16 protein-coding genes are annotated in these 22842 nt (G+C 69.3%); 6 read left to right on the top strand and 10 right to left on the bottom strand.

The genetic code is table 11. The features are described 5' to 3' along the window. Nucleotides 1-66: 66 nt before the first annotated feature. The 4 genes from ACGFNK_RS00915 to ACGFNK_RS00900 form a co-directional block, all read right to left on the bottom strand. A complete protein-coding gene (locus ACGFNK_RS00915) occupies nt 67-4569 on the bottom strand; it encodes an AAA family ATPase (protein ID WP_393410607.1) in 4503 nt (1500 codons plus the stop codon). Between the two features lie 1158 nt (nt 4570-5727). Next, nucleotides 5728-6672 carry a fumarylacetoacetate hydrolase family protein gene (locus ACGFNK_RS00910; RefSeq protein ID WP_393410605.1) on the bottom strand — a complete coding sequence of 315 codons (945 nt, stop codon included), beginning with the start codon at nt 6670-6672 and terminating at the stop codon, nt 5728-5730. Next, nucleotides 6669-6818, bottom strand: coding sequence for a hypothetical protein (locus ACGFNK_RS00905; protein ID WP_157857457.1), 150 nt, complete (start codon nt 6816-6818; stop codon nt 6669-6671). The genes ACGFNK_RS00910 and ACGFNK_RS00905 overlap by 4 nt, the downstream gene beginning before the upstream one ends. A gap of 72 nt (nt 6819-6890) precedes the next feature. Continuing rightward, the gene (locus ACGFNK_RS00900) at nt 6891-7838 is read right to left on the bottom strand and encodes an MBL fold metallo-hydrolase (protein WP_393410603.1); all 948 of its coding nucleotides are present in this window, start codon (nt 7836-7838) and stop codon (nt 6891-6893) included. 138 nt (nt 7839-7976) lie between these two features. On the opposite strand from ACGFNK_RS00900, the gene ACGFNK_RS00895 reads away from it, so the two are divergent. The 6 genes from ACGFNK_RS00895 to ACGFNK_RS00870 all read left to right on the top strand — a co-directional run bounded on the left by ACGFNK_RS00895 (nt 7977) and on the right by ACGFNK_RS00870 (nt 13958). Beyond that, a complete protein-coding gene (locus ACGFNK_RS00895) occupies nt 7977-8609 on the top strand; it encodes a TetR/AcrR family transcriptional regulator (protein WP_393410601.1) in 633 nt (210 codons plus the stop codon). A gap of 402 nt (nt 8610-9011) precedes the next feature. Then, nucleotides 9012-10208: an ABC transporter substrate-binding protein gene (locus tag ACGFNK_RS00890; RefSeq protein WP_393410599.1), complete on the top strand. Its 1197-nt coding sequence runs from the start codon at nt 9012-9014 to the stop codon at nt 10206-10208. Beyond that, entirely contained in the window at nt 10205-10978 is a 774-nt protein-coding gene (locus tag ACGFNK_RS00885) for an ABC transporter ATP-binding protein (RefSeq protein WP_393410597.1), read from the top strand. The genes ACGFNK_RS00890 and ACGFNK_RS00885 overlap by 4 nt, the downstream gene beginning before the upstream one ends. Continuing rightward, nucleotides 10975-11883 (top strand): ABC transporter ATP-binding protein, encoded by a 909-nt coding sequence (locus tag ACGFNK_RS00880; RefSeq protein ID WP_393410595.1) that lies wholly within the window; start codon nt 10975-10977, stop codon nt 11881-11883. Before ACGFNK_RS00885 ends, ACGFNK_RS00880 begins: the two co-directional genes overlap by 4 nt. After that, nucleotides 11880-12740 (top strand): branched-chain amino acid ABC transporter permease, encoded by an 861-nt coding sequence (locus tag ACGFNK_RS00875; protein ID WP_393410593.1) that lies wholly within the window; start codon nt 11880-11882, stop codon nt 12738-12740. Before ACGFNK_RS00880 ends, ACGFNK_RS00875 begins: the two co-directional genes overlap by 4 nt. 117 nt (nt 12741-12857) lie before the next feature. Further along, entirely contained in the window at nt 12858-13958 is a 1101-nt protein-coding gene (locus tag ACGFNK_RS00870; protein ID WP_393410591.1) for a branched-chain amino acid ABC transporter permease, read from the top strand. 364 nt (nt 13959-14322) lie between these two features. Here ACGFNK_RS00870 and ACGFNK_RS00865 read toward each other — a convergent pair whose 3' ends face one another. The 6 genes from ACGFNK_RS00865 to ACGFNK_RS00840 form a co-directional block, all read right to left on the bottom strand. Continuing rightward, complete coding sequence (locus ACGFNK_RS00865; protein WP_393410589.1) at nt 14323-15918, bottom strand: class I adenylate-forming enzyme family protein; 1596 nt, start codon at nt 15916-15918, stop codon at nt 14323-14325. Beyond that, nucleotides 15915-16553, bottom strand: a complete 639-nt coding sequence (locus tag ACGFNK_RS00860) for a CoA transferase subunit B (protein WP_393410587.1) — start codon at nt 16551-16553, stop codon at nt 15915-15917. Before ACGFNK_RS00860 ends, ACGFNK_RS00865 begins: the two co-directional genes overlap by 4 nt. 2 nt (nt 16554-16555) lie before the next feature. Beyond that, nucleotides 16556-17335 (bottom strand): CoA transferase subunit A, encoded by a 780-nt coding sequence (locus ACGFNK_RS00855; protein WP_393410585.1) that lies wholly within the window; start codon nt 17333-17335, stop codon nt 16556-16558. Nucleotides 17336-17385: 50 nt separating this feature from the next. Then, entirely contained in the window at nt 17386-18192 is an 807-nt protein-coding gene (locus ACGFNK_RS00850; RefSeq protein ID WP_393410583.1) for a hypothetical protein, read from the bottom strand. A 160-nt stretch (nt 18193-18352) separates the two neighbouring features. Further along, nucleotides 18353-20656: a hydantoinase B/oxoprolinase family protein gene (locus ACGFNK_RS00845; RefSeq protein WP_393410581.1), complete on the bottom strand. Its 2304-nt coding sequence runs from the start codon at nt 20654-20656 to the stop codon at nt 18353-18355. A 31-nt stretch (nt 20657-20687) separates the two neighbouring features. Next, nucleotides 20688-22814: a hydantoinase/oxoprolinase family protein gene (locus tag ACGFNK_RS00840; RefSeq protein WP_393410579.1), complete on the bottom strand. Its 2127-nt coding sequence runs from the start codon at nt 22812-22814 to the stop codon at nt 20688-20690. Nucleotides 22815-22842: the final 28 nt, after the last annotated feature.

Below are 22842 nucleotides of genomic sequence, written 5' to 3'. Positions count from 1 at the left end.
GACGGTGCACAGGTGCAGGGTCGGCGGCAAGGTGCCGGGGTGGTCCTGCGGTCGGCGCTGGGCGTCCTACAGGCGGGCCAGGTCCAGTTCGACGGCGGCCAGGCCCGCATCGCCGCCGAAGGCGAGGAGGGGGAGCGGGGATGGCGTTGGCGGCATGTGGGGGCCGGCGGGGAGGACGGTCAGGACGGAGACGCGGATGCCGGTGACGATGCGGAGGAGGGGGGTGCCGGTGGCCGGGTCCCAGATCCGCACCGTTCCGTCCTCGCTGCCGGTGGCGAGGAGGATGCGGCCGTTCGGGCCGGTGAACCCCGCCACGGCAGACACCGGGCCGGTGTGGCCGGTCAGGGTGGTGGTGCGGGTGTCGGCGGTCGGGTCCCACACCCGCACCCGCACCGTCTCGTCGTAGCTACCGGTGGCGAGCAGGGTGCGGCCGTTCGGGCCGGTGAACCCCGCCACGGCAGACACCGGACCGGTGTGGCCGGTGAGGGTGGCGGTCTGGGTGCCGGTGGCCGGGTCCCAGACCCGCACCGTCTTCTCGGTCTGCTCGGCGGTGGCGAGGAGGCTGCGGCCGTTCGGGCCGGTGAATGCCACCACGGCAGACACCGGACCGGTGTGGCCGGTGAGGGTGGCGGTCTGGGTGCCGGTGGCCGGGTCCCAGACCCGCACCGTCTTCTCGTACTCCTCGGCGGTGGCGAGGAAGGTGCGGCCGTCCGGGCCGGTGAACCCCGCCACGGCAGACACCTGGCGGGTGTGGCAGGTGAGGGTGGAAGTGGGGGTGCCGGTGGCTGGGTCCCAAATCCGCATCGTCTTGTCGTATCCGGCGGTGGCGAGGAGGGTATGGCCGTCCGGGCCGGTGAACCCCGCTACGGCAGACACCTGGCGGGTGTGGCCGGTGAGGGTGGCGGTCTGGGTGCCGGTGGCCGGGTCCCAGACCCGCACCGTCTTTTCGTATCCGGCGGAGACGGCGAGGAGGGTGCGGCCGTCCGGGCCGGTGAACCCCGCCACCGCAAGCACCGGACCAGTGTGGCCGGTTCGGCCGGTGAGAGTGGCTGAGGGGGTGCCGGTGGCCGGGTCCCAGATCCGCATCGTCCCGTCCTCGCTGCCGGTGGCGAGGAGGGTGCGGCCGTCCGGGCCAGTGAACCCCGCCACGGCAGACACCGGACCAGTGTGGCCGGTGAGGGTGGCGGTCTGGGTGCCGGTGGCCGGGTCCCAGACCCGCACCATCCCGTCCCAGCTGCCGGTGGCGAGCAGGATGCGCCCGTCCGGACCGGTGAACCCCGCCACCGCCTCCACCCCGTGGGGGTGGCCAGGGCCGGTCAGGGTGGCAGTGGGGGTGCCGGTGGCCGGGTCCCAGATCCGTACCGCCTTGTCGTCGCTGTAGATGGCGAGGAGGGTGCGGCCGTCCGGGCCGGTGAACCCCGCCACCGCAAGCACCCGGGTCAACCAGGCGCGGGCCCGCTCCGGCGTCAACCTCACCGACCAGGTCCAGCGCCGCAAGGTCAAGGCGGTCCTGACTCTGGCAAATCTCGCCCAGGGCCTCAGGGTGGCAATCTGGGTGCTGGTCGCCGGGTCCCAGATCCGCACCGCCGCGTCCCAGCTGCTGACGGCGAGGAGGGTGCGGCCGTCCGGGCCGGTGAACCCCGCCACGGCAAACACCTCGGGCAGCCAGGCGAACTTCGCCGACCAGGTCCAGCGCCGCAACGTTCGGATGCCGCTCAACCTCCCGGCCAACCAGGGCATCAGGGTGGCGGTCTGGGTGCCGGTGGCCGGGTCCCAGATCCGTACCGTCCCGTCGTCGCCGCTGGTGGCGAGGAGGGTGCGGCCGTCCGGGCCGGTGAACCCCGCCACGGCAGACACCGGACCAGTGTGGCCGGCGAGGGTGGCGGTGGAGGTGCTGGTGGCCGGGTCCCAGATCCGTACCATCCCCTCCCAGTCGCCGGTGGCGAGCAGGATGCGCCCGTCCGGACCGGTGAACCCCGCCACCGCCTTCACGGGCCGGTCCATGACGTTTCCCGGCACCGACCAGTTGGCCCACAGTGGGCGGATACAGGAGCCCGGAACCGAGGTGGGCGTGTAGGCCCTGCCCGCCGCGTCTGTCGCCGTGCAGTGCGCGAAGTGGAGGCTGGAGGCACGGGAGGCGGGGTCGGCGTCCTCGAGGAGGGGTTCGATGCGGGACCAGGCGGCCAGCCATTCGTGCTGTTCATCGTCGGTGACGGGCAGGCCGAGATGGCCGCGTACGGACCCGCTGGTCTCCCAGGGCAGAAGGGACCGTGGGACGTGGGCGTCGTCGAGGACGCCGCCGAGTTTGGCGTGGTGGGCCAGGTGGCGGGCGGTGTAGGGGTGTGGAGGCTGACCGGGGGTGAGGGCGGCGAGGCGGGTGGCGATACGTTCGTGGGTGGCTGTCTCGTCGGCCGGGGCGGAGTCGGAGACGGGGGTCATGGCTTGGGCACGCGGCGGCGGGGCCGGCACCTGGAGGCGGTGGGGTTCGCGGCGGAGCACTTCCGCGAGGCGTGCGTGGGCGGGGCGGTGGACGATGCGGCCGTCTTCCGTGTCCTGGGTGAGGTATCCGGCAAGACGGCCGTCCAGGAGTCGCCGGATGGCGTTGTCCGCGTCGGGGATGGGGCGGCCGAGCACCTCTTCGGCGACGGCGGGCCAGATGTCGGCCCAGGGGATGCCCGCGCCGGGGGCGAAGGCGGTGGCACGCAGCAGGGCGAGGACGATGGGCACGGGGAGTTCCGGCGTGGCGGCGTCGATGAGGTCGTGGCGGAACAGACCGACGGTGCCCTGCTTGAGGGAGGCTTGCCACTGCGGTGTGTTGAAGAGCCGCAGTGGGTCGGCGGATTCGCGCAGTTGCTGCCCGGCGAGGCGGGCGTCGAGGAAGGAAGGAGAGGTGCTGTGGGCGATGGCAGCGGCCATCTGCTCGTCGGCGGGGCCCGTTTCCGGGCCGAGCAGGGCGCGTACGCAACGCGTGATGTCGGCGCTGGACTCCGCGGGTTCGTCGGTACGGAGGGTGGTTACCGTCGTGTGTGCGCCGAGGGCACGCTGGGCGAGTCGCAGCAGCCCGGTATCGGCATCGGCGTCGGATTCGGCATCAGCGGCACGGGGGACATCCGTCCCCGGGGCCGTGCTGTGCGCGCTGCTGCGTACACCGACGACGAGCCGCAGGGCCCGCGATGTCAGTGGCGCCAGGGGTGCGAGGAGCTGGCTGATCATCAGGTACGGGTGGTTGGCCTCGTCCAGGCCGTCGATGACGATCGTCACCGTACGGTCCGCTTCCGCCAGCAGCTCCACCAGCTGCTCCCGCAGCTGCTGCGCCCGGTCCTGGCCGGCTGTCGGCGGTGTCGGCTGGTGCCCGAGGCCGTCGATGATCAGAGCGAGGATTTGGTCGACCTCCCGCTGCCGGGCGAGGACCGCGACGTCGACCGACCCCTCACTGGGCACGGTGTCGGGCGGGGCCTTGTCGAAGGCGGCTGCGTAGCGCGGGTCGGCGCGGAAGCCGGGGTCGCTGAAGGTGACCGCGCGGGCGATGACGGCGGACTTGCCGCTGCCGGCGGCCCCGGTGACCAGCAGGGCGCCGCCCTCGGTGCGGCCGGTGAGAAAGGCGGCGATGTCCTGGGTGAGACGGCGCCGCCCGGAGAAGTACCAGTCGGCGACAGTGTCATCAGTGTCATCAGTGTCATCAGTGTCATCAGTGTCGTCGGTGCGTCCTCCGGCCCGGGCGATCCAGAACTCCATCTCGGCGCGGCTGACGGCGACTTGCCGGCGGGGCTGGGCGACCAGGTCGTCGGGGGACTGGTAGCCGGGGTTGGGGAGGCAGAGGCTGGGGCGGTGGTCACCTCGATGGGGGAGCAGTTGGGCGGAGGCGCGCAGGAGTGCGTCGTCCGGGTGGCGTCCGGCGGCCCGGTTCAGTTCGTCCACGAACTGATGCCCAGTCAGGTACGGGGCGCTGTAGCCCGCCGTGGTCCGCAACTGTGCGTGCACCCGCTCCAGCAGTACCGGTAGCTGCCGTACGTCCACCGCCTCGTGGACATCGGCGGTGACGACGGCCAGGCAAGCATCATCCAGGCGGCGAGCGATGATCTCCCTCCTGATCCGCGTCAGTTCGGTGTCGGTGCTGCCGGAGTCGCAGGTGTTGACGATGACCAGAACGTGCTGCGCGTGCGAGTCCAGGGCTGCGGCGACGAGGTCGGTGGTGCGGTAGGCGGTGGCCGGGGCGCGGAGCGGATCGGTCTCGGGGAGCAGGAGATGGCTGTCGGAAGGGTCGGTGACGCCGTGCCCGCTGACGTAGACGACGAGCACGTCCGAGGCGGTGGCTTCGTGCAGTCCGGCGTCGTGGACGGACGCCTCCCCGTCGCGTCGGTGGGCCAGTTGCGGGGAGTGCAGGGCGGTGAAGCGGCGCTCACCGAGGGCCGGATCGCACCACCAGGCCGTGAGGGCGCGCAGCTCTTGGCTGACGTCCTGCTCGAAAACCCCCTCGCCACAGCCGCAGCCCGGTAGAGAGACGGTGACGAGCCGGCGGCGCGGGCCGTCTCCCGCCGTTCTGTCGTTTATCTCCCCCGAGCTCCGCATGCTGGTTATTGTCCCCGATATGACGTATCGGGGGATGGAAAGGCAGAAGAACCCGGGCCATGTGAGCACGAGCCCGCGGACTTGGCAGCATGGCGATGGCTGCCGCCGCTGCACCTCACTCCCCAGGAGCGCGAGGGGCGTTACGGCCGGGCTCGAGCGTCATCGCCGACTTCGACGCAGGGCTCCCTGGCCCACGGATTGAGAACCGAGACAGGGATGACGAGTGTGAAGTGCTTCAGCCGAAGCATGAGCACTTGCCGGAGCGAGTCCTCGCCCGTCACCAAGGATGTCCCGAACACCCCGCCGGTACAGTCCCTTTGTCTGGCTGCTGGTGGGCGCGCCGGGCTGCGGCTCCGTGGTTCTCCTTGGATGAGAAGCCGGTGGGGTGACACCCACAACACTGGCGTCGGCAGGGCTTTGAAGCGGACTTTCGTTGAACGTCGGGCTCACGGCTATGCTCTACGTAGACGTTCTGGCCTGCGATAACGGCCACGAGGCTTCGCCCCGGCACCAGGGGGCGGAGCCTCTGCACGTTGGAAGGGGAATCCGCTGCGCCATGGTTCGACCGCGTCTGCTGAGCTGGAGTGATATCCAGCATTCCGTGTTGGGCAGGTGCCTCCAGGAGCGTCAGGGACCACGCAGGGACCGCAAGGACAGGAACCAACCGACAAGGACCGCGCCAGGCTGACAGAGATGCACACGCCTGACCTGCGAGAAGGGCGCGAATCGGCACTGATCGGCAAGGACCGCCAAGATCCTCAAAGGACTCATAATCCGTCGGCCGTGGGTTCGAGTCCCACCCGCCCCACGAGTCCCACCCGCCCCACTGTGTAGGTCTGTGACCTGCGGAAACGTCTCAGCGGGTGTGCGGATTCAGGACTTTGGGGCAACGGACTGAATCCGCTGCTCATGAGTTCAATGGTGTTGCCATCGGCGTTGGTTCGAAGTTCTCTGACCTGCATAGACGTGTTACGCCCACCACCGGGGCAAGCCGCCGCAAGTGGCCTGTGCGAGCGGTTGGACGCTGAATTCGGGACGCCGGCAGGACGCAGGTAATCGGAAGTGGCTGCCTGGGACCATCGCCTACGCCGTCTGGGGCAGGAGTCGGGGACGGGGCCGAGCCCGTCGCCCCGGCCCTGTTTCCCGGACGTACGGCGGTCATTGCCTGCGGCGGGCAGGGGGCAGAGGAACCGGAGCGACGCCCTCGACGACGGTGTTGCTGAGGGTTCCGATGCCCTCGACCGTCATGGTGACGGTGTCGCCGGGGATGAGCGGTGAGGGCTCCAAGGCGCCGTTGTGGCCCCAGAGTTCGGCCAGGCAGCCGCCGTTGCCGCAGGTGCCGGAGCCGAGGACGTCGCCGGGGCGGATCCATGTGCCGCGGGAGGCATACGCCGCCATCTCCTCGAACGTCCAGGCCATGTTGGCCAGCCTGTCCCGCCCGATCGTCTCGCCGTTGACCTGGACGGTGAGGGCCAGGTCGAGGAAGCCCTCCGCATTGCGGTGGGGCTCGAGTTCGTCGGCGGTGACGAGCCAGGGGCCGAGAGTGGTGGCGGTGTCTTTGCCCTTGGCGGGGCCGAGTTTGACCCTCATCTCGCGGCCCTGGAGGTCGCGAGCGGACCAGTCGTTGAGGATCGTGTAGCCGATGATGTGCTCGCGAGCCTGCTCGGGGGTCAGGTCCCGGCCGGCCTTGCCGATGACGGCGGCCACCTCGAGTTCGAAGTCGAAGCGGAGGCAACCGGGTGGCACGGGTACGTCTTCCTGGGCGCCGATCGTCGCGTACGGGTTGGTGAAATAGAACGCGGGCGCGGCGTACCACTCCTCGGGGACGGTGTCACCGTATCCCCGGGCGACACCCGCGACATGGCTCTCGAAGGTCATGTAGTCGCGGACGGTCGGCGGCTGGAGCGGCGGCAGCAGCCCGACGTCGGCCAGGGGCACCGGCAGCGAGCCGGTCAGCGCGCGTTCTCCCGCCCTGTGCAGGGACTCCTCGCCCTCCACGATCAGGTCCAGCAGCACGGCGGGGTACTGGAAGGGGTGGACATGGTCATCGGCGACGACTCCCGCCTGCCGCTTCCCGTCGTGCACGAAGGTCGCGAACTTCACGCCGCGCTCTCCTCTGTCTCGGTCGGGGCGGGGTGGATCCAGGCGGGGCGGATCGCCAGGCATCCGGCGATGACGGTGCCGGTGTGCCGGGTGGACGGGCGGCCGGAAGGGACGGCGGGTGCGCCGTGGACGGTGCTGGTGACCATGTCTTCTCCTTGGCGGGTTCGGGGGAGACCGAGGCGATACGGCCAGGCAATGGCCCCCGGGCCTGATGCGGCTCAGAGGCCGGGGCAGGGGCAGGCGAGGTCGGCCATGCGGCCGAAGAGCCGGGGGCCGTCGAGCGGGGGTAGCGAGGGGTCGAGTTCGCGGTAGACGGTGTGCACGTTGACGGCGAGGCGTTCGCTCTCGTCGAGGTCGGCGAAGCGTCCGAGGCTGATGTCGCGTCCGGCTGCCTCGGCGGGCATTCCCGCGCTGAAGCGGGCGGTGGCCTGTTCGTGGACGTACAACAGATAGTCGCGGACGGTGCGGACCGCCTCCTTCGTGGTGACCGGGCCGTGGCCGGGCACGATGATGTCCACGTCGAGGCTGAGGAGCAGGTCGCAGGCGGTGAGCCAGTTGGCGAACGGGCCGTGCCATATGACGGGTGTGGAGCCGGCGAACACGATGTCTCCGGTGTAGACGGTCCGCGCACGCGGGACATGGACGATCGTGTCCCCGGCGCTGTGTGCGGGGCCCACGTCGATCAGACGGACCTCCGTCCCGCCGATGTCCAGGACCGTCTCGCCGTCGAACACCCGGTGCGGAAGCACGGGCTGGACGCCGGAGTAGTCGAAGCGGCCGAAGATCCGGCGGGCGAACCGTCCCGCGGCAGTGTCCGCGCTGGTCAGTGCCCGCATCTCGGCCGGGCCCACCTGCCGCATGTCGGTCAGTGAGCCACGGGCCGCGATGATCTCGGCGTGGGCCACGAGCTGGTTGCCGAACCAGTGGTCGCCGTTGCCATGGGTGTTGACCACGGTCGAGACGGGCGCGGCGTCGGTCACCGGCGCCAGCCCGTCGAGCATGGCCCGGGTGAGGCGCAGGTCGTAGAGGGTGTCGACGAGCAGGGACTCGCCCCGGCCGGTGACCAGCCCGGCGTTGCTCATACCCCATCCGGCCGTACCCGGTACCCACGCCTGACAGCCATGGCCGAGGTCGATCCGGCTGGCTGGGGAAAGCACGGAAGCCACGCTGCCTCCTGTCCACGTCCCGAAGCAGCAAATCGAGACTGAGATCCATTGATGGACTTGAGTCCATTCATGGGGCGTAATCTAAAGAGGTGGCTCGGGGAGGTCAATACCTGCGTATGCCTGTGCTGTACTGGGCCCATGACGATCTCTGAGGCGGGAGGCGCACCCGCACAGGGCGCCCCGTCCCTCGGGCGCCGCGAGCGGAAGCGACAGCAGGTGCGCGACCAGCTCTACGGCGCCGCGGTGGAATTGTTCGTCGCCCAGGGATACGAGGCGACGACCATGGAGCAGATCGCCGAGTCCGCCGACGTCGCCCGGGCCACCGTCTTCAATCACTTCTCACAGAAGGTCGGCTTTCTGGAGGAGTGGGGCGTCCGCCGCCGGGCCCGGGTCGCGGCCATCCTCGGCCAGGAGCACGCCGAGGACCTGCCGGTCGGCGACCGGCTGCGCCGCTACCTGGGGGAGATGGCCGACCTCAACGTCGCCTCCCGTGCGGAGACCACTGTCCTGATGGACGCCTCCGCACGCTTCGGCCGCCTGCTGCAGGATCCTTCCCTGGAAACCGAACTCACGAAGATCGTCGAGGAGGGGCGACAGCGCGGAGAGATCCGGTCGCAGGTCGACCCCGACCAGGCCGGCGCTCTGCTCGCGTCCTGCTACTTCTCCTCGGTCCTGCGCTGGATCCGCGAGGAGCCGCCGCCGTTCGACCTGCCCGGCCGCCTCGATGGGGCGCTCGACATCATCCTGCTGGGCATCCTCGCGCATCCGTGACCGGCGCGGAGGGAGCGGAGGGGCGGGGGCGCCGCTGAGGCGTCATGGCGGCTGACCTGCAGGCGGTGCGGTCGTCGGTGTCCCGTCGATGACGGGCGGGGGCCTCGCCCGGTTCGTGGCTGGCCCTGCGGTACGTCCGTCTCGTCCTGGCGATCGGCGGACCCGAGAGTAGATTTGGACTTGAGTCCAAGAATCTCGGCTTGAAGTGTTGACCCCCATGTGGTCGCGGCTTATGTTCAACCCGTCGATTGGGCTGCAAGCCGCAAAAGCCCGCAAAACGGCTCTTCCTACGTCGTTTTCGTGCACACGGGGTCTTCTCCGGGTGCGTGTGCGTCTTTCCCCCGTGCCTCTTCCCTGTGCCTCTTCCCCGTGCCGTTCCCGCTCCGTATCCGGGAGGTTCCCGTGCGCCCTCGTACGCCCCTTGCCACTCTCGCCATCGGTCTGGTGCTCACCGTCACAGCGTGCGGAGGCGGTTCGTCCGAGTCCTCCTCCGCTGATGACGGCCCGATCGAGATCGGCATGATCACCTCGCTCACCGGTCAGCTCCAGACCCTCGGTACCGAGGGCCGCAAGGCCGCGGAACTGGCAGTCGAGCAGATCAACAAGGACGGCGGGGTCCTCGGACGGAAGCTGGAGCTGACGGTCAAGGACGACAAGAGCCTGCCCGACCAGTCCGTACTTGCCTTCAACGCATTCAAGGACCAGGGCGTGACCGCGGTCCTCGGCTCACCGTCCGCAGGGTCGGCGCTGGCCACGCTGCCCGCGGTGGACCGGGCGGAGATCCCGTACATCTCCCTGAGCCCGGCCGACGAGCAGGTGGCGCCCGTCCATCCCTACGTCTTCGTCGTACCGGCCCTGGCCTCCGACTACGCCGAGCGGCTGCTGCAGTACTACAAGTCGGAGGGCGTCACCAAGCTGGCCGTGGCCTACGACACCAAGACCGCGTATCCGACCGCCGGCTACAAGGCGATGAAGGCGAAGGCCGGGGAGTACGGCATCGAGGTCGTCGCCACCGAGGAGATCCAGAGCACCGCGTCCGACTTCAGCGCCGTCTTCACGCACGTCAAGGGCACCGACGCCCAGGCGCTCGCGGTGTGGGTGACCGGCCCCGCGTCCGTCGTCCTCACCAAGCAGTACGCCGCCTCGGGACTGGACATCCCGATCTCCTTCACCGGCTCCCAGGCCAGCAAGCTGTGGCTCGGCCCGGCCGGCAAGGCCGCCGAGGGCGCCATCGTCGCCAGTTCCATCGGCCTGGTCGGCGACACGCTCCCGGACGGAGCCCAGAAGAAGGCCATCGAGGCCGTCAACAAGCCGTTTACGCAGAAGTACAACTACCGGCCGCCGCAGTTCGCGCAGGACGGATACACCGGCGTCCAGCTGCTGGCCGCCGCCATCGAGAAGGCGAAGAGCACCGACCACGAGAAGATCCGGCAGGCGATGGAGGAGCTGACGCTCACCACCCCGAACGGCACCTACCGCTACAGCGAGAAGGACCACTCGGGCCTGTCCCCCGACTACATCTCGGTCAACGCCGTCACCGACGGCACGTTCGTGCCGACCGTCTGGTCGAAGAGCGAGTTGGAGAAGGTGGCCGAGTGACCGAGCCCCTGCTCCGGGTGAGCGGCCTGTCACGGTCGTTCGGCGGGGTGTACGCCGTGGACGGCGTCGACCTGACGGTGGACCGTGGGAGCACCCTCGGAATCATCGGTCCCAACGGGGCGGGCAAGTCGACCCTGTTCAACCTGGTCAGCGGTCAACTGCCCGCCGAGCGGGGCGAGATCCGACTCGACGGACGACGCATCGACCGGCTGTCGCCCCACCACAGAGCCCGCCTGGGGATCGCCATCGTCTTCCAGGGCGCCCGCGTCTTCCACGGGATGAGCGTGCTGGAGAACGCGATGGTCGGCGCCCACGCCACCACCGGCGCCGGGTTTGCCGCAGCCGCACTCAGGCTGCCGCGCCACCGCCGAGAGGAACGCCTGATCGCCGAGCGGGCACGCGAGGCGGTACAGCGGGTCGGGCTCGAGGCCTGGGCGGACCGCCCCGCGGAGCTGCTGCCGCTCGGGCAGCAGCGCGCGCTCCAGGTCGCCCGCGCCCTGTGCGGGGAACCCACCCTGCTGCTCCTCGACGAACCCGCCTCCGGCCTGCGGGCCGGGGAACGGGACCGGCTCGCCGACCTCATCGAGCAACTGCGTGCGGACGGACTCACCATCATGCTCGTCGAACACGACGTCGCCCTGGTCGGCCGCCTCGCCGACCGTGTCACCGTTCTGGACCTGGGCAAGGTCATCGCCGAGGGCACACCGGATGAGATACGTACCGACCCGCGGGTCGTCACCGCGTATCTGGGCACGGAGGCGGCCGCATGAACGTCTCGCAACCGTCCCGGAGCGATGCCGTCGAGGTACGCGACCTGGTGGTCCGCTACGGCGCGGCGACCGCTCTCGACAACGTCTCGCTGCGTGTCGCGCCCGGTGAGATGGTCGCCCTCGTCGGGCCCAACGGGGCCGGCAAGTCCACCCTGGTCAACACCCTGACGGGGATCCTGACGCCGGCCTCCGGCAGCGTGGTGGTCCGGGCCAGGATCGCTCAGGTACCCGAGGGGCGGCAGATGTTCGGCGACCTCACCGTCGACGACAATCTGCGCCTGGGTGCCTGGCAGCTGCCCGGCCGCGGCAAGAGCCGTCGCAAGCAGCGTGACACCTCATGGGTGTACGAGCTCCTTCCGGACCTGGTGCGGGTACGCGACCGGAAGGCGGGCGGGCTGTCGGGAGGCCAGCAGCAGATGGTCGCCGTCGGACGCGCCCTGATGAGCCGGCCGGAGGTCCTCGTGATCGACGAGCTGTCCCTCGGCCTCGCGCCCCTCATCGTCGCCGACCTCGCCGAGCACCTGACCGAGCTCAACCGGGAGCAGGGCACGGCCGTTGTGCTCATCGAGCAGAACGCGCGGCTCGCCCTGGACCTGTGCAGCCGCGCCTACGTCCTGGAAGCGGGACGGATCGCCGCCGAGGGCGACAGCGCCGACCTTGCCGCCAGCCCCGACATCGCCCGGGCCTACCTCGGCGAGGCCCAGGTACTCCCGAGCCCTCTGGACGCTCAGGACGCCCCAAGCCCGGACGCCCCACATGCGGACGGCCCGGGCCCGGACGCCCCAGGTCCGGACGACCGGGCCACGGCCGACCCCGCACTCACGCCCGGCACTGCCAAGACCGCCCGGGGCAACCAGGACACCGCCGTCCAGGCCGCGCAGGCCGCGACACGGGAGGCGAAATGAGCGACTTCCTCGTCTACCTCATCACCGGACTGGGCACCGGCTGCGGCATCGCGCTGATCGGCAGCGGCCTGGTGCTCATCCACCGGGTGACGCGCGTGGTCAACTTCGCCCAGGGCACCTTCGCCGTCGTCGGGGCGCTGACCGCCATCTCGCTCCTCGACACCGGCCTCCCGCACGGGCTCGCCGAACTGCTCGGGGTCGCCGTCGCCGCCGTCGTGGGACTGCTCTTCGGCATGATCGCCATCGGCCGGCGGGGCACCTCGCCGCAGGCCGCGCTGATGGTCACCCTGGGACTGGGCATTCTGGCGTACGCCGTGGAGGTCATGCTCTGGGGGGACCAGGGCCGGTCCTCCGAGGGGCTCTCCGGCGCCGTGACCGTGTTCGGCGCTCGTATCCAGACCCACTACCTGCTCATCATCGGCGTCACCATGGCCGTCTTCGCCGCGATGGCCGCACTGTTCGGCCGTACCGACGCCGGCAAGGCCCTCTCCGCGTGCTCATCCAACCCGTACGCGGCCCGCGTCGTCGGGATCTCCGTCACCCGCATGGGGCTGATCGCCTTCGCCATCGGCGGCGCTCTCGGCGGTCTGGCCGGCGTTCTGCTGGCGCCCATGAACTCGGTGGCCTTCGACTCCGACGTGGCGCTGATCATCAACGGTTTCGCGGCGGCGGTCGTCGGGTCCATGCATCACATCGGCCGCACCCTGGCCGGTGCGCTGTTCCTCGGAGTGGCCGAAGCGATGGTCGCGGGCTATGGAAGCGCCACGTACCAGACCGTGGTGGCGCTGGGTCTGGTCCTGGCGCTGATGATCGGGCAGGCGGCCCGCACCCACAGCGTCGTGGCGGAGGCCGGATGACGCCTCATCAGTCCTCTGTGGGAGCCCGCTGCCCGCCGCGTACACCGGGCGTATGCACGCATGGGGCACCTCGTCCGTGCTCGATCCGTATCCGCCGCACCAGAAAGGCAGCACGATATGAGCGCCGTCACCTCCGGCCGTGAACGGGCCACCTCCCAGCCCCCCGGCGGCGCGGGCGGCACGGGGGACACCGAGTCGTCGGACGCCCGAGGGCCCCTCGGCGCCCGTTTCGCCGGCCGGGGAAGGCGGGCCGGCCTCGTCGCCGCAGGCGCGGCGGTGGCCGTGACCCTCGCCCTGCCTCCGATGCTGACCACCAGCCAGCTCTCGGTGTACATCCTGCTCGCCCTGTCCGCCATGGTCACCGTCGGGCTGAGCCTGCTCATGGGTTACGCGGGCCAGGTCTCCATCGGCCAGGCGTCGTTCTACGCCATCGGCGCCTACGCGGCCGGCCTGCTGAGCGTCCACGGCACGCCGCCGCTGCTGGCGCTGGCCGCGGCACCACTGATCGCCGCACTGTTCGCCGCCGCCATCGGCGGACCGCTGCTGCGGCTGCGAGGGCACCACCTGGCCTTCGCCACCATCGCCCTGCAGCTCATCCTCATCTCCTTGCTCGGCGAGGCGGACTGGGCCGGCGGCTCGGTCGGTCTGCAGGGCATCCCACGACTGTCCGCCGGAGGTACGGAACTCGGCGAGGACATCCACTACGCCTACCTCGCCTGGGCTGCCGTGGCCGTCACCGTCCTGGTCGCCCGCAACGTCGTCACCTCACGGGCCGGCCGCGGACTGCGTGCGCTGGCCACCAGCGAGACGGCGGCGAGTGCCAGCGGAGTGCCGGTGGCCCGCTACAAACTCGCCGTGTTCACCCTGGCCGCCGCGTTCGCCGGACTCGCCGGAGGGATCTACGCCTTCTTCATCGGCTACATCAATCCGGGGTCGTTCCCGGTCCTGCTGTCCATCCAGTTCCTGGTGATGGCCGTCGTCGGCGGGCTCGGCACCATCTGGGGCGCGCTCCTGGGCGCCACCGCGATCACCCTGATCGTGCAGTTCCTCAACGACCTGGGCTCCAGGCCGGGCATGCCCGCCAGCGCCCCCAGCATCCTCAACTACGCCGTGTACGCCGCCTTTCTCATCCTCGTCGTGCTGTTCCTGCCGCGCGGCATCGTCCCCGCACTGCGCGACGCGTGGCAGCGCCGCCTCGCGGGGCGAGCGTCCTCGTGATACGTCGCGCCGAGTCTCCTCTACGCGTTGGAAGGGGAATCCGCTGCGGGCGGGTCCGAGGATCGCGGCCCATGCCTCCCGAGCGATGATGGGACTCGGCTCTGCTCGACGCCGCCCCCGCTCTCAACCAGGAACTGTCCTGTACGCCAGGTGCGCGTCGCGCCGAACACGTCGGTGTCTCCTGGCGAGCGGCCCGTCAGGGCGCACGACAACCGCAGAGCTTGTCGTGCGGGCAATTCGCTCGGTATGACGGAACATGCGGCAGGGCGATTCATCGAGGTCGTTGATTCCAGCGACTCCTTGGTGAAGCTGCGGGCGAAGTCGCTCTGGTAGCCACCGATGATCCACACGGGCCGCTGCGTCGTCATGGTGATTCCTTTTGCTGCGCCGGGAGCCGACCTGCCGAGGCGGACACGGGTGAAGGCTCTGAATAGGCCGTGCGCAGCACAGCTTTGATGACCTTGCCGTTGTCGCTCTTCGGCAGGGTGTCGAGGAAGTGGTAATGCCTGGGGCGTTTGAACGCGGTCATGTGCTGCCGGCAGAACTCGTCCAGCTGTACGGCGTCGACCGCGCTGTCGTCGACAACCACGCAGGCCACCACGGCCTCGCCCCATTCGGGGTCGGCCTTGCCGATCACCGAGACTTCGGTGACGTTCGGGTGCTGGAGGAGCACCTCCTCCACCTCGCGCGGGTAGATGTTGGTGCCGCCGGAGATGATCACATCCTTGGAGCGGTCCTTCAGCGTGAGGTAGCCCTCCTCGTCCAGGCTGCCCATGTCGCCGGTCCAGAGCCAGCCGTCGTGGAGAGTGCGGGCGGTGGCCTCGGGGTTGTGCCAGTAGCCGAGCATGACGGTGTCCCCTCGCACAACGATCTCGCCCGTCGTCCCGGGCGGCAGTTGCGCCCCGTCGGCGTCCACCACTTTGACGTCGCACAGGGCAAATGCCGTGCCGACACCGGCGATCCGGTGCTGCCGACCTGGATGGCTCTCGTCGGCGATCACATCCCGGCCGAGCGTGGTGATGGTCATCGGCGACTCGCCCTGGCCGTAGATCTGGGTGAGACAGTCGCCGAGGACGTCGCGCGCCCGGAGCAGGTCGTCCACGTACATCGGGCCGCCGCCGTAGACGATGGTTCGGAACGCCATGGTGTCCTTGACCGATGTCCCGGTCCCCTTCTCGGTCTCGGTGACATGCCTGACGAGTCGGTTGACCATGGTGGGCGCGGCGAACAGGGACACCCGCCCCAGAGCCCGTGAGATGCGGCAGGTTTCCGCCGCGTCGAACCGGCCGCTGGGCGGGAAGACGTGCCCCGAGCCGCGGAGCGTGAACACAGGGCTGTACAGGCCCGCTCCGTGCGACATGGGCGCGGCGTAAAGGGTGCGGTCGTCGGGGCCGACGTTGTCGATCTGGGCGTGATAGCTGAGGGTCAGCGCCAGCAGCTGGCGGTGGCCGAGCATCACCCCCTTCGGCCGCCCGGTCGTACCCGAGGTGTAGAAGAGCCAGGCGAGGTCGGTCGGGGTCATGGACCGCGGCGGCGACGTCACCGCGCCCCGGGATCCGGCGAGCGCGTCGTACTCGGCGCTGTCCGCCACCAGCAGCGGCTTTCCCGCCGAAGCGCCGACGACTCCCGCGACGTGTTCCTCGTCGGTGACGACGAGGCGTGCTCCGGCGTCCTGGACGATCCAGGCCACTTCGCGGGGATGGAGCTTGGCGTTGACCGGCACGACGGCAAGGCCTGCCCACCATGTGGCGAAGAGCACCTCGAGGTACTCCGGCCGGTTGTTCATGACGATCGCGACGCGCTCTCCGGGAGCGCAGCCGAGATCGGTCATCGCCGCGGCCAGTGCGGCGACCCGGTCCCTCAATTCCCGGTAGGTGAGGAGCGGTTGGGCGCCCAAGTAGACCGCCGTGCGTTCGGGTGTGGCGGTGGCGGCACGGTCGAGCAGGAGCGCGGTGTTCACGCCGGCCTCGTGATCAGTTCCGGTTCGGTCGCCGCCCGTACCTCGGCCTCGGTGACACCAGGGGCGCACTCCACCAGTCGTAGCCCGTGTTCGGTGACGTCGAGGACGGCCAGGTCGGTGATGATGCGGTGGACGACCCGTTGGCCGGTCAGCGGCAGGGAGCAGCGGCTCACGACCTTGAAGCCGCCGTCCCTGGCCAGGTGTTCCATCAGGACGATGACTTTGCGGGCGCCATGGACCAGGTCCATCGCACCGCCCATACCCTTGATCATTTTCCCGGGGATCGCCCAGTTGGCGATGTCCCCCTGCGCGGAGACCTGCATGGCCCCGAGGATCGCCGCGTCGATCTTGCCGGAGCGGATCATGCCGAAGCTCGTGCTCGAGTCGAAGAAGCTGGCGCCCGCCTGGACGGTCACGGTCTCCTTGCCCGCGTTGATCAGGTCCGGGTCCTGGTCGCCGGAGTACGGATACGGACCTGTGCCGAGGATGCCGTTCTCGGACTGCAGGACCAGCTCGACGCCGGCGGGGACGTGGTTCGGGACCAGTGTCGGCAGGCCGATCCCGAGGTTGACGTAGTCGCCGTCGCGCAGTTCCCGCGCCGCGCGGGCTGCCATCTGTTCCCTGGTCAGTGGCATCGTCACTCTCCCGGGAGCTCGGACGGGCGGGGGCGGGTGGTCAGTCGTTCGATGCCCTTGTCCGCGACCTGAGCGGCCGTCAGGGGCAGGACCCGGTCGATGTAGACGCCGGGGAGGTGGATGGAGTCGGGGTCCAGGTCGCCGGGCTCGACCAGGTGCTCGACCTCTGCGACGGCGATCTTTCCGGCCATGGCGCAGACGGGGTTGAAGTTGCGGGCGGACATGCGGAATACGAGGTTGCCGTGGCGGTCGCCCTTCCAGGCCCGTACGAGGGCGAAGTCGGCGGCCAGTGCCCGTTCGAGCAGGAACGATCTTCCCTCGAATTCCGACACCGGTTTCGGCGGCGAGGCGACGGCCACCGAGCCGTCCTGTGCGTACCGCCAGGGCAGTCCCCCGGTCGCGACCTGGGTTCCCGTGCCGGTCCTGGTGTAGAAGGCGGGAATGCCGACCCCCGCGGCGCGCAGGCGCTCGGCCAGCGTGCCCTGGGGGGTGAGTTCGACCTCGAGTTCACCACTCATGTACTGGCGTGCGAACTCCTTGTTCTCGCCGACGTAGGACGAGACCATGCGCCGGATCTGCTTGCGTTGCAGGAGCTTTCCCAGGCCGATCCCGTCGGTCCCGCAGTTGTTGGAGTAGATCTCCAGACCCGTGATGCCCGCGTCCGCGATCGCGTCGATGAGTACGGCGGGAATTCCGCAGATGCCGAAGCCGCCCGAGGCGATGGTTGCTCCGTCGCCGATTCCGGCGACGGCCTGGGTGGCGGTGGAGACCACCTTGTCCACGGTCTGTTCCCCTTTCAGACGAGCTTTCAGACGAGCTTTCAGGCGAGCTTTCAGGCGAGCTTGGCGAGTTGTGAGAGAACGGTCTCGGGCACGGCGTCCGCCGGGATGTCGGCGACGAGGAAGTCACCCGAGGGCGCGTGCGCGTCGTCGGTGAGCCAGTAGGTGTGCGGGATCAGCGTCCCGGTGACAGGGGAACCGAGGAGGCCGACGCCGTCCTGGGTCCGCCGGCCGAGCGTCCACCGGTAGTGGTCGGTGACGTTGGAGACGGGCTTGTACGCCGAGTCCTCGACAGGCGTCGGCTGCTGCGTACCGGGCGGGCGGTCGTCGAGGAGCAGCATCGCCACCGGAAGGGCCGACAGCCGCCGTAGCCAGTCCGCGACGTACATGGCGGCGTTCTCCGCGTGGTCGGCGTTGAGGTCGGTCACGGAGCCGGCGCCACTCAGCGCATGCGTTCGTGCCAGCCAGCACATGGGTGACGGGATCTGCAGGATCAGTGGCGCCCCGGAGGTCTGCGCCACGACACCGGCCAGCTCGACGGCCTGGCCGGCGACCCTGGCGTCGGCCAGGAGAGTCTTGAGTGCGTATCCGGTACGTGTCCGGGCGGACAGGGACGACCTGAGCGCGTCGTCGACGGCGAGGACCTGGTCGTAGAAGGCGCCCAGTTCGAGCAGGGTGGCGTCGGGTCGGAGCAGGCCCTGGGCCTGCCGCGCGTACTGCGCGTAAGCGGTCGGGTCCGCCCACGGGACCGGCCTGCCCCGCAGGATGACGGCTTGCGTGTACCGGTGGTGGTCGATGACGAGCGCTGTCCGGCGGCCCGAAGGCGGTGCGGAGACGATCGAGGTGAAGTCCGTGGCCATGAGGGATCCTGGCTTCGAGGAGTTTGAGGAACGGGGCTGGAGAAGTACGGGCTGCGAGAATTACGGGCCGCGGAACCCGAGGCCGGCCGGGTTCACCACCGGCGGAGCACTGGCTCCTCCACCGGTGGTGCCGATCGGGCGGCCGGCCGTCGCGGATGACTCAGGACTTGCGATGCACGTCTTCGCCGTGCTTGTCCTCCAGCTCGCGCACCCGGGCTTCCAGCTGTGCGACCTTCAGGTCCCGGCGGTCCGGAAGCATGACGATCGGCATCTCGGCGATCGGAGCGGTGACCCGCTGAGGTCCGTCGATACCGAACACCGTGGCGGTCAGCTCCTCGGTGTCGTCGCCCCAGGAGCCGTAGTACAGCAGGTCCTCGGCGGGCTCGGCGGTGACGAACTCCTCGATGAACTCGGCGTACGGCTTGCCGCGCCGAAGCCGGTCCTGGCGGGCCTGGGCGCGCAGTTCCTTCGTGCCCTCGGCGTCCAGGATGAACGTGTCCGGGTCGAAGTCCACGGCGAAGATGTCCCGGGCGACCTTTTCGCTGATCCGCTTGAGTTCGACGTCCTTGACCACGGCGAGCGGGTCGCGCTCCAGGACGTCGCCGTAGCCGCCGCCGGCTCCCTGGCTCATCATGTACAGCTCGCCGTCCTTGGCGACGTCGAACTGCAGCCCCATGTGGTCGGTCATGTACTGGCCGCCCTCGAAGGGCTGTTCGTTCATGACCTTCTCGATGGACAGGTCGAAGCGGCTGGGGTCCTCGCGCAGGACGTCGTAGACGTTGATGCCCTTGACGCGGGCCAGCGGGTAGGTGCCGCAGCCGTAGCCGCCGAACATGCCGTACACGGAGGAGAACTTGGCACCGGAGGTCACCGTCATGAAGCCCCACAGCGGAGTGCCCTCGCTGGCGACGATCATCTCGTAACCCATGCCGCCGGTGTGCTTGCCGAAGCCCATGTTGTCGCGGACCAGGCGCTTGGAGACGAGTTGCATGAAGGGCACCTCCTCCTCCATGACCTCCTGCTCGGCCGTGTCGGCCATGGCGCAGAACAGCGGGGAGACGGCGTCCTCACCGTCCAGGAAGGGCTTGGCCCCGCCCGGCATCCCGTTCAGGTCCGCGCAGAGGTTGCCGACCTGGTCGCCGTGCTGGGTGACACCGCCCCACAGGAAGGTGTTGATCTGGTTGAACCAGGGAGCGATGACGTTGGAGAACTTCTCCGGGTTGGCGAACTGCAGCTTCGCCCAGGACGACTGCAGGGCCGAGAATCCGCGGAAGGATGCCTGCAGCGACTGTCCCATCGGCGCGTCGTAGCCGGCGTCCGCCCAGGTGTGCTCGTCGGAGATGATCTCGATCGGACTCATGGCCGAGGTGCAGCGGGGCAGGTCCGGCCACCAGAAGGCCAGGATCGCCTGCATGAACATCGACTTCACCGAGCACAGGGGGGAGTTGATGGCACGGTTGAGGATCTCCGGCCCGGTCCCGCGAAGGTCGACCGTCATCTTGTCGCCCTTGACGGTCACCTTGCAGGCGAGCTTGATGAGGATGTTCTCCTTCAGCGTGGAGTCCATGAACTGGTTGAAGCTGACCGTGCCGTCCGGCAGTTCGCTGATCCTGCGGCGGACTTCCTCCTCGACGTCCTCGACGGTGACGCGCAGGGCGGCCACAAAGGTCTCGACGCCGACCTCGTCGATCAGGAGGTCGATGCGCTCCATGATGCGCTGTACGGCACCGATCTTGACCTTCATGTCCGCCAGTTGCAGCTTGGGGTCACGGACGGAGTGCTGCAGGAAGGTCAGCAGGTCCCGGCGCAGCTCACCCCGTTCGACGATCTTGAAGGGGCTCATGCGCAGACCGTCGTCGAACGGGGTCTCCGAGCCGGAGGGCATGCCCCCGGGCTCGCAGGCACCGTTCTCGCCCTCGTGAATGGTGGCGGCGACCCAGGCGATGACCTCGCCGTCGCGGATGATCGGCATGATCATCGACTGGTCGGTGTTGTGCACGTTGCCGTAGCGGGCGTCGTTGTGGATGAAGCCGTCGCCGGGGTGGATGCCCACCGTCGGCTCGTCCTTCCAGTACTTCATGATGTACCGGATCGGATGGTGCAGGATCGCCGAGAAGGCGATCACCCCGTGGCAGGACAGATAGGTGACGTCACCGGCGGCCGTGTAGACGGCGGTGGTGAGATCGCCCCACTTCGCACCGGGCGCCGCGCCCATGGCCTCGCACATCTCGTAGCCCTCGTCGAGGGCGCCGGCGAGCCGCTTGCGGATGCGGTCGATCTGCAGCGGGTCGATGCCCTTGGCTATGTACTCGTCCTCCTGGACCGAGCGGGGCGCGATGTGGTGGGAGCGCATGATCTCCCGGTCGGGTCCCAGAAAGAGGGTTGTCTCGTCCATGAACTGGTCGACCCACTGCTGCTCCTGGGCCGTCAGCCCGGACACCGGAGACTCGTGAATGGCGGTCATTTCGCTGCTCCTTGAAGTCTGTGGGCGGGGCTCAGTCGCGCAGGAACCAGACGGCACCCTGGGGTGTGGGCTCCAGGCGCCAGCCGGGCTCGACGAGGTAGGTGGTGTTCTCGGTGGTGACGATGGCCGGGCCGGGGATCAGGTGGTGGTGGGTCAGCGTGGCGGCGTCGTGGATCGGCGTGCTGACCGGTTCGTCCGCGCCGGTGAAGTGGACCTGGCGGTGGCTCACCGGGGTCGGCACGGTGCGCTCGCCCGCGTACTCGAGGGAGTCGAACTTCACGACGTCGCCGTCGACGTACGAGGCGACGCGGATGGTCTGGACCCGGATGCCGGCCTCGGGTGCCTCGGAGCCCTTGCCGTAGCGCTGACCGTAGATGTCGGAGAAGGTCCGGATCATGTTCAGGACGTCGCCGACCGAGTGGATCCGGTCGATGTCGAACACCACGGCGGTGGTGACGAGTTGGTTGCCGTAGCGCATGTCCATCTCGAGCCGGTGGCGCACCTCCGCCGGGTCGAAGCCCTGGCGCACCAGGTCCTCCCGGCCTTTCGCCTCGAGCTGCTCGACGATGGTGTTGAACTCGTCGTAGCGGTCGTAGAGCGCCCGCGTCGTGGCGTTGTACATCACCACGTGGGCGCCGCGTTCGTGGATGTGGAGCTGCTTCATGTTGCCGGCGCCCAGGGCGGAGAACACCGAGGCGAAGGGCGGCGCGAGGATCTTCTTGATCCCGGCCTGGTCGGCGATGCCGCAGGCGTGCAGCGGACCGTTGCCGCCGTAGGCGAGCATGGTGAAGTCCTCGGGGAGATAGCCCCGTACCCGCAGCTCCTTGGCGATACCGATGGCCATCTGCTCGTCGACGCCGCGCTTGATCTCCTTGGCCGCCTGGATGACGTCCATGTCGAGCTCGTCGCAGAGCGTCTCCTCGATCGCGAAGACGGACCGCCTGGGGTTGAGCTTGATGAACCCGTTGGCGTAGTTGTCCGGGTCGAGATAACCGAGCAGCAGGTCGGCGTCGGTGACGGTGGCCAGCAGACCGCCCCGGTCGTAACACGCCGGGCCGGGCTCGGATCCCGCCGACTCGGGACCGAGTTTGACGCCCTTGTGGATCCGGTCGTACGAGGCGATGGAGCCGCCACCGGCTCCCAGGGTCAGCAGGTGGATCATCGGCACCGACACCAGCCAGCGGTCGATCGTCGGCTGGAAGTCGTAGTGCTTGACACCGCCCTCCGGGACCAGACCGATGTCGAAGGACGTGCCGCCCATGTCGGTGGAGATGACATGGCCGATTCCGGTCTCACGGGACAGGTGCTCGGCCGCGCCGACGCCGGCGATGGGGCCGGAGTGGATGGTCTGCAGGGCGTCGGTGGAGTTCATCTGCGCCATGCCACCGGAGTTGTGGATGACCAGCATCGGCTTGTCGTAACCGGACTCACGCAGGTTGTTCGCGAGCTGGCTCAGGGCGTGGAACATGATCCCGTGCAGGAAACCGTCCACGATGGTGGACGTCGCACGTACGTACTCGCCCTTGCGGCCGGACACCTGGTGTCCCAGCAGGACGGGGATGGCGCCGAGTTCGTGCGGCGGGTACTCCTCCAGGATGATCTCCTGGATCCGCAGCTCGTGGTCGGGGTTCTCGGTGGCGTTGGTGAGCGAGACGACCACCGCCTCGGCCCCGGCGTCCACGAGCTCGCGCACCATGCTGCGCACGTCCTTCTCGTGGAGGGGGACGACGACCTTGCCCGCGGAGTTGACCCGCTCCTTGACCGAGCGGATGAGCTGCCGGGGAACGAGCGGCTCCGGGCGCTCGGCCGCCGGCAGGTTCTGCTGCATCGAAGGGTCGAGACCCTCGCCGTAGCCGCGGCCCCGGGACAGGGGGATGGTGTCCTCGAACCCGTGCGTCACGATGGCGCCGACCTTGGGGCCCTTGCGTTCGATGAGCGCGTTGGTGCCGAGCGTGGTCGCGTAGCGGACGGAGTCGACCTCGGAGAGAACCTGGTCGCGGTCCAGGCCGGCCCGCGAACAGGCCAGGTCCAGGGCTTCGTTGAAACCGAGCGCCAGGTTGTGATGCGTCGTCAGTGCCTTGGCCTCGACGTACCTCTCGTCCCAGACGAAGAAGCAGTCGGTGAACGTGCCGCCGATGTCGACGGAGATGCGCTTCATGTGACGGTCTCCTTTCCGGTTTCCGGAT

This window comes from Streptomyces sp. NPDC048825 (genome assembly GCF_043198355.1).
Classification (GTDB): domain Bacteria; phylum Actinomycetota; class Actinomycetes; order Streptomycetales; family Streptomycetaceae; genus Streptomyces; species Streptomyces xiangluensis.
The sequence above is the reverse complement of the archived record's forward strand: the minus strand, read 5'-3'. Positions and strand labels throughout refer to the sequence as shown.